Source organism: Paenibacillus alkaliterrae (genome assembly GCF_021532375.1).
GTDB lineage: Bacteria > Bacillota > Bacilli > Paenibacillales > Paenibacillaceae > Pristimantibacillus > Pristimantibacillus alkaliterrae.
Map to the genome: position 1 here is coordinate 1 of NZ_JAKGAP010000118.1, position 7,498 is coordinate 7,498.

9 protein-coding genes and 1 pseudogene are annotated in these 7,498 nt (G+C 44.6%); all 10 read left to right on the plus strand.

The window, feature by feature from the left end; translation table 11 throughout:
* Positions 1-152 precede the first annotated feature (152 nt).
* Positions 153-359: a hypothetical protein gene (locus L1N85_RS26175; protein WP_235241959.1), complete on the plus strand. Its 207-nt coding sequence runs from the start codon at positions 153-155 to the stop codon at positions 357-359.
* A 211-nt stretch (positions 360-570) separates the two neighbouring features.
* The gene (locus L1N85_RS26180; RefSeq protein WP_235241960.1) at positions 571-2,697 is read left to right on the plus strand and encodes a putative bifunctional diguanylate cyclase/phosphodiesterase; all 2,127 of its coding nucleotides are present in this window, start codon (positions 571-573) and stop codon (positions 2,695-2,697) included.
* A gap of 193 nt (positions 2,698-2,890) precedes the next feature.
* On the plus strand, positions 2,891-3,688 hold the full coding sequence (locus tag L1N85_RS26185) for a DoxX family membrane protein (protein ID WP_235241961.1): 798 nt from the start codon (positions 2,891-2,893) through the stop codon (positions 3,686-3,688).
* 91 nt (positions 3,689-3,779) lie between these two features.
* Positions 3,780-4,199 carry a hypothetical protein gene (locus L1N85_RS26190; protein ID WP_235241962.1) on the plus strand — a complete coding sequence of 140 codons (420 nt, stop codon included), beginning with the start codon at positions 3,780-3,782 and terminating at the stop codon, positions 4,197-4,199.
* 18 nt (positions 4,200-4,217) lie between these two features.
* Positions 4,218-4,364, plus strand: a complete 147-nt coding sequence (locus tag L1N85_RS28120) for an S-layer homology domain-containing protein (protein ID WP_407946575.1) — start codon at positions 4,218-4,220, stop codon at positions 4,362-4,364.
* A gap of 605 nt (positions 4,365-4,969) precedes the next feature.
* Positions 4,970-5,137, plus strand: a complete 168-nt coding sequence (locus L1N85_RS26195) for a hypothetical protein (protein ID WP_235241963.1) — start codon at positions 4,970-4,972, stop codon at positions 5,135-5,137.
* A 45-nt stretch (positions 5,138-5,182) separates the two neighbouring features.
* Complete coding sequence (locus L1N85_RS27465) at positions 5,183-5,305, plus strand: hypothetical protein (protein WP_268818488.1); 123 nt, start codon at positions 5,183-5,185, stop codon at positions 5,303-5,305.
* 11 nt (positions 5,306-5,316) lie between these two features.
* The gene (locus L1N85_RS26200) at positions 5,317-6,018 is read left to right on the plus strand and encodes an extracellular solute-binding protein (RefSeq protein WP_235241965.1); all 702 of its coding nucleotides are present in this window, start codon (positions 5,317-5,319) and stop codon (positions 6,016-6,018) included.
* Between the two features lie 50 nt (positions 6,019-6,068).
* Positions 6,069-6,203 (plus strand): annotated as a pseudogene (locus L1N85_RS26205) (carbohydrate ABC transporter permease); the annotation flags it as partial.
* A 133-nt stretch (positions 6,204-6,336) separates the two neighbouring features.
* Positions 6,337-7,026, plus strand: a complete 690-nt coding sequence (locus L1N85_RS26210; RefSeq protein WP_235241964.1) for a glycerophosphodiester phosphodiesterase — start codon at positions 6,337-6,339, stop codon at positions 7,024-7,026.
* The last annotated feature ends 472 nt before the right edge of the window (positions 7,027-7,498 follow it).

Genomic DNA, 7,498 nt, shown 5'->3' on the forward strand with positions numbered 1-7,498 from the left:
AAGCCCTGAATCCTGGTCGTTGGTCAGGCGCAACACGCGATTGGAGCCTGGATGAAGAGGTTTGGCTTAATCCGGAAAAAGCGACCCCTATTCAAGTTGAGCAAAAAGCTTAAACATAGCTATCTTATTTTCATATATTCGCGACAACTATCTTGACAAACACCGAAAATGCGGTAGAAAGAGAGTTTCAAAACGCAAAGGAAATCAATGGTATGAACTTTACAAAACCAAAGGTATATGAAATTATTTGTTGCGAAGAGCGAATGGATATTATATATGACAGAGTGGAGGGCGAATCCCTGATTGAACGTAAGGAAGAGGCTATTCCTTTCCTGCTTCAAATTATGAATGAGTTGTAAGCTGATTATTGATTCATTTAAGCAGTATTCGAAGCAGATGTTTGTATGCTAGTTTCCGCAGCTCGAAAATTGATCTCGACATAGTAAAGTTCTTCAGCTATAATCTTGCCTAAGGTAAACTTTATTGGTTATATACAACTTTTTTCGGGGTTGAAAAAAATATAAATTATGGCAGGCGTAATTATTCGTATCGTTAAAGGGGATGAAGCGGATGAAAGAAAGAATCAAGGAGAGTAGCAAACAGACGCTTCCAATTGTTATCGAGGAAGAACGGCAGGAGAGCAACCAGCAATTGACCACTCTAATTAACGCCATACCTGACTTTATTTATTTTAAGGATGGCGAGGGGCGATGGCTTGTAGCCAATGATTTATCTCTGCGCCTTTTCCAGATTGAAGGTGTCCCATACAGAGGCAAAAAAGATTTCGAACTGGCTGGTTTTAGTGAATTTTATCGTCATGTAGCGCTTTATTGCGGAGATTCGGACGAACAATCATGGAGAGCAGAAAAAGCCTTACGTTCTGAGCAATTGATTCCTCAACCGGATGGCAGGCCGTTAACCTTCGACGTTATTAGAGTTCCTATTTTTCATTCGGACGGGCGGCGGAAAGTGCTTATTGTTATCGGACGTAACATTAGCGAACGCAAATTGGTTGAAGAAGCACTGTTGGAGAGTGAGTCAAAATTTCGGGCACTGTTTGATCATACAAATGATGCCGTTTTCTTGTTTGAATTGGATGAGGACGGAATGCCGTCCCGGTTCATTGAGGTAAATCCGGTTACATACCAAAGATTAGGTTATACCAGGGACGCTTTTCTTTCGATGTCACTCATGGACATTACCGACCCGGACCGCTTGGATGAAGTTCCTGGAATTATACGGGACTTGTTGGCAAAAGGCCAAATCACTTTTGAGTGGAGTTATCTCTCCAAAAATGGTTTGAAAATACCGGTTGAGATTAGCAGCCGTATATTTACCTTGAACGGGGTAAAGGTTGTGTTGGCTGACTCACGGGATATTACCGAACGTAAACGGGCGGAAGAAACGATCAAGCATATGGCTTATCACGATGCCTTGACCGGACTGCCAAATAGGAGTCTATTCTATAATCGACTTAGCTATGCAATGCTTCATGCAAAAATCCACAATCTTATGTTGGCCGTCATGTTTGTCGACTTGGATCGCTTCAAGCTTATTAATGATACGTTGGGCCACTCCGTAGGCGACTTTTTGCTTCAGGCAGTTGCTGAGCGGTTACAAAACTGTTTGCGTGAAGTAGATACCCTCTCCCGGCAAGGAGGTGACGAATTTACGGTTATTATAGAAAAGATCGCTAAGGAAGAAGCTGCTCATGTTGCCCAAAGAATCTTGTACTCATTCTCGCAGCCTTTTTTGATAGAAGGCCGGGAACTCTTCATTACCCCCAGCATCGGCGTCAGCTTGTACCCTGCTGACGGACATGACATCGAAACATTGGTCAAGAATGCGGACACGGCCATGTACCATGCCAAAGAACAAGGGAGGAACAATTATCAGTTCTATACTTCCGATATGAATAAAATGATAACCAAGAAAATGATGCTGGAAAATGCTCTGCGCAAAGCGCTGGAGCGTCAGGAATTCACGATTTTCTACCAGCCTCAGGTGAGTATACAAACGAACAAGATGATCGGTATGGAAGCATTGATTCGTTGGCAGCATCCCGAAATGGGGCTGATCTCTCCAACGGAATTTATCCCACTAGCAGAAGAAACCGGGCTGATCGTACCTATTGGCGAATGGGTGTTGAGAACGGTTTGCAGTCAAAATAAAGCTTGGCAGGCAGCAGAGTATCCGCCTGTACGCATATCGGTGAACCTCTCTGCGCGACAATTCCAGCAGGGGAATTTAGCAGATACACTCTCCCGGATTTTGCAGGAAACCCGGCTTGAACCTCAATACCTGGAATTGGAGATTACGGAGAGCATTATTATGCAGAATATCGAAAAGACCATTGCCACGCTAAATGAATTAAAGTTGATGGGGGTCCAAATATCCGTCGATGATTTTGGAACCGGTTTTTCATCATTGAGCTATCTTAAACATTTTCCCGTAGATACTTTGAAAATCGATCAGTCTTTCGTGTGGGATATCAATATCTGTCCGAAAGACACAGCGATTGTGACCACAATCATCAATATGGCACACAATTTACAGCTGAAAGTGATTGCCGAGGGAGTGGAAACCCAAGAACAGTTTACTTTTCTCAAACAACAACAGTGCGATGAAGTGCAAGGCTACTTGTTCAGTAAACCTTTATCCTGTGAAGAGGCTGAGAAGATGTTACAAAGTCTGTAAATAGCTGTAGCGATGAGAGATTTTTTTATGCACTAAATGTTGCATTAGGTAAAAATATTTGTCTTTAACTAAATTTTTAATGTACAGGCAATTATTTTTACCATATACAATATAATCTCAATGAAAACTCAAATAAGATCTTTCAGGTCATATCATTGTGCGAATGAGAACTATTACGAGGAGGTTAAAATGAATGATTCGGGCTCTGCAAAAACTTCAAAGACGGAATCTTGCAAAACGGGGATTTGAATCATGGATTGTTTTGATGCGCATTCTTTTCGGTTTGGGCTGGCTCTTGGCTGGGGTTACGAAGATTACAGGGAAATCATGGTTTAGTGAACCGGGGGTATTTCTCAGAGATTATTTAATCGACGCACTGGGAAAACCTCATGTCCCAGGATTTTATAAATATTTCATCGAAGAAGCGGCACTAAATCATGTTATGTTTTTAAATTATATCATTCCTGCGGTTCAGATCATTCTAGGTTTGATGCTAATAATAGGGTTGCTGACCTTCCCGTCTATTCTGATTTTTCTATTTATGCATATTAACTTCATTCTTTCAGGCAATATGAATTTAATCAGCCTTACCCTTTATACAAGTGCTTTTGGCCTGTTACTCAGCGGAAGGCGCGCTTATATTTTGAGTTTGGATCGATATTTCAAATTAGAAAACTTATTTGTCTTTAATAAAAATAAATACAGGTCTGCCGAATCTTCTAATGAAATACAACAAGAAGATATGAAGAAACTTTTACAATACGCGATTAACGAGATCTCTGCATCCGTTGAAGAAATGCAGGCCGCTCAAAATCATCGGATCGAAAAATTGATCGCATATCTTGAAGAGACTCACTTTCAAGAAAACAAAAAATTAGAACAACAATTAAAACAGGATCAGTTCAACAAACAGCAAGGTGATATAGTTCCACGTTACTCCGGGGATCGGATTGAAAACGTGAAGGGGGTGAATGGCAGCAGAACATTTTAGTCGGCAGTCTATGTCAAACACATTTTGTCATCGAAAAAAATGAAAAGCCCAGCGGCGCGTGGGCGAACGATTATACGAGTGGAGGATTTAAATGAAAATTCCAAAATTTATTAAAACTTCATTAATCATTGGAGGGGTAGTGTTAGCACTTAGTTTTACTTCCGTATTTGCATCTGAAAGTACGACAGCTTCGAACTTTATAATTGATTCCGTAAAAGTAGTCGATGCGAAAACGGTTAAAGTGACCTTTAGTAATCCTGTAATTAATGAAACCAATGACGTATGCGCGAGAAGCTTCTATGGTGATCACCTTAAAGCTAATATACCTCATAATCATGAAGTAGCCGCTATTACCCTAAGTGATGATAAGAAAACCGTTACACTGACCTTAGCTAGGGCATTACATACTGACGCTTATATAGACCTTATCGTCCTTAATGTTAAAGACATTTACGGAAACGTTTTGAATGATATTAATTGGGAAATCTCGGCTAATGGGGCTAAAAAGTAATTAAAATGCGTACTTTGAATGAACTGTGCTGCAAAAGGAACGATAAATGGCTACAGCGATGGGACCTTCCGTCCTAACAAGGCAATAACCGGGGCTGAATTGACAGCCATAGCCAATGGCACATTTTTCATGGGTGCCTGCATACAACACACAAGAAGCCATTGACTGGATGTTTGAACAATCCAAATAAGAGAGATGCCAAAAGCCTGCGGATAGCAGGCTTTTGTTTATTTTGGACAGCTAATCTGCTTTGGATCCTGCCTTCTATCCTCCCTTTACAAAAATCGGTCAGAAATCCCCTTAGTGGGGGATGAATGACGCATTCCCCCTGTAAGGATTGCGTAAGCAAAAAGTAGTAGATGGGCTGTTCCGCCCCATGTGTGCGAAGACACATGTTGCTTACTTAGGCAGCTTCGATGACACCCCTGCCTCCGAGTATGGAGTAGAGTTGGCAAACCCAATTTTACAAAGGTGCATGGAAGATGCCGGTGGTAAGAAGCCCCGACTTCAACTTGTGATAACAAGTAAGTCGGGGAGGTTCACCGGTTAAACAATACTTGGCCTATACCATGGAGGAGGTAATAATCTTTGCAACCTGATAACACAGAGTTAATAGTCGGACCGTATCATTCATGATGACAAGTAAATAGCAATCGGTTGGAGCAATGGAGAAACCTTATCCGTTGCGGACGTTCATGTCCGTGGCTGGATTAAGGTTTCTTTTTTGGCTGTATGCCTAGTAAAACAAAGAAAAGGTGGAGGATTGGACAATGGTTAAGAAGCTTACTGCACTATCGCTTGCAATTTTCATGGTCGTAGTATTGGCAGGTTGCGGTTCCAACGGCACGAACGGTACGAATGGTACGAATGGCAGCGTGAACAGCGGGGCCGCGGCGGAGGGCGCGAATGCCTCGCCAGACAAGAAAATCGTCATCTAATACTGGTACGCATTCGGCAATAAGATAGAGGAAGCCAAGCAGCACATGGTCAAGGAGTTCAACGAATCGCAGGACAAAATCGAAGTGATTGCCGAGCACCAAGGCGACTACGATGACCTTATGCCAAGGTACAGGCAGCGTTCGCTGCGGGAGACGCTCCTGCTGTAACCGATCTGGAGATCGCGTCCACCGGCGTATTCGCCCGCTCGGGGATGCTGGAGGAGCTGACTGCTTATGCGGAGAGAGACAAGGATCAGGTCCAGCTCGATGATTTCAACCCCGGCTTAATGGGGAACGCCTGCGTGGATGACAAGCTGTTCGGCCTTCCGTTCATGCGCAGCACCCCGATCCTGTACAAAAATGTCACGATGCTGAAAGACGCCGGCCTGGATCCCGAAGGTCCGAAAACATGGGATGAGCTGGAGCAGTATTCCCGCGTTCTGAAAGAGAAAGGCAAGGTCGGCATGACGGTGGCTGCCGATATCTGGTTTTATGAAGCGCTCGTTGCCCAAAGCGGCTGCCAGCTTGTCATGACTTCGAAGAGCACCAAGGAAGAAAAGGAAGCCGCTTGGGAATTCATCACATGGATGACGTCCAAGGAAAACACCACTTACCAGCATAAGCATGTCGGTTACTTGCCGACCCGTATGTCAGCGGTGGAGAGCGACGAGCTGAAGGCGCATTTTGCAGAGTATCCGCAGTTCAAGGTAGCTGTCGATCAGTTGGAATATGCGAGACCGCGTCCGATGGAGAACGCTTATCCGGAAGTAGCCAAGATTGTTAAGGATGCGATTCAAAAGGCGATTATCGAGCCCGATACGTCTCCGCAGGAAGCGCTTAACGAAGCGGCCGAGAAGGCGAACAAGCTGCTTGGCAAATAAAGAGGCTGCGGGATATGCACAACGAGGAGGAGGGTGCCGAATGGCGAAGATCGGCCGCCGAGTGGAAAATCATCCTTCAAATTATGGTGCCGATGGTGAAGCCGGTGCTTGTCACCTTTGCCTTATTCAGCTTCATTGCCCATTGGAACGATTACTTCTGGCCGCTCGTCATGACAACGAACGAAAATTTTTCCTCTCGCAGAGACAAATTATTAAAGCATTCGTGTATAACGGCGTGAAATAAAAGATTGGAAGGACTGGGACACTAGCGTTAGAGCTTAGGTCAGCGGCTATGTGCGAGAAGGAGGAGGTGGAACGATGGCCAGCCGAAAAACAGCTTTTGTCTGGCACAGGATCGGATTGCTATTGTTAACCCTATGCTGCGCGGCATTAACTGTATCTGCCATTAATCCCTATGCGGCGGAGGGACCATTGATCATCGCGCATCGCGGGGCATCCGGCTACGCCCCCGAGAATACAATGGCCGCTTTCGAGCTGGCCGAGCGCCTCGGCGCCGATTTCATCGAGTTGGATGTGCGGATGAGTAAGGACGGCGAGCTCGTCGTCATCCACGATAAATCGGTGGACCGAACGACGAACAAAACGGGATTCGTCCATGATTATACGCTGCGGGAGCTTCAGAAAATGGATGCCGGGAGCTATTTTCATGCCGATTATGCGGAAGAAACGATCGTGTCCCTGGAAGAAGTCATGGATCGTTTCTATGGCAGGATCGGCCTTCTCATTGAGATCAAGGATCCGCCGCTCTATCCCGGAATTGAAAAGAAGCTGGCCGCTGTTGTTCTTCGTTACAAGCTTCTCCAAGCGATTACAGGCATTGGGAGAAGCGGCAGTTTTCAAGGAATTGAAGGCATCGAGGGCCGTGCGGATATCTTTATCCAATCATTTGACTTCAAATCGACTCGCCGTATACACGCTTTGCTGCCCGACATCCCCGTCGCCGTGCTAATTCATGCGGATCGGCATCTGCTCGACTATCTAATTTAAGGGGATTGCCCCTTTGAGTCCGATTAAATGGAAATTGCGTATCATTTCACCTGAAATAATTTATTAGAATAAAAAGGAATTTTAGATACAGAAATTACAGTTATGACTCCATTCAGGACTTATGCAGTTCGCGAGATTAATTGGTAATGGTGAGAATCTATGCTTATGCTTGAAAAAACCGGTCGCTAAGTTAGGAGTAATTCTTAAGCGTGAAGTTACTGTATAAATCCATCATAGCGCCCCAAACGGGGCTTGGGAGCAAACAGCTTCCATTAAAAGGGGTGAACTGCATGAAGATGAGAGTTCTAATAAGAGAAAGTCGAATAGGCCGTTCAGCTGCACCATACAATGGTAGTGAAGGAACGGGGGGCGGGAGGACATGAGAAAGATCCGGATAGGCGCAGGACAAGGATTTTACGGGGATTCCCTGTTACCCGCTATCGAGACGGCGAAGAGAGGGAATGTCCAATAT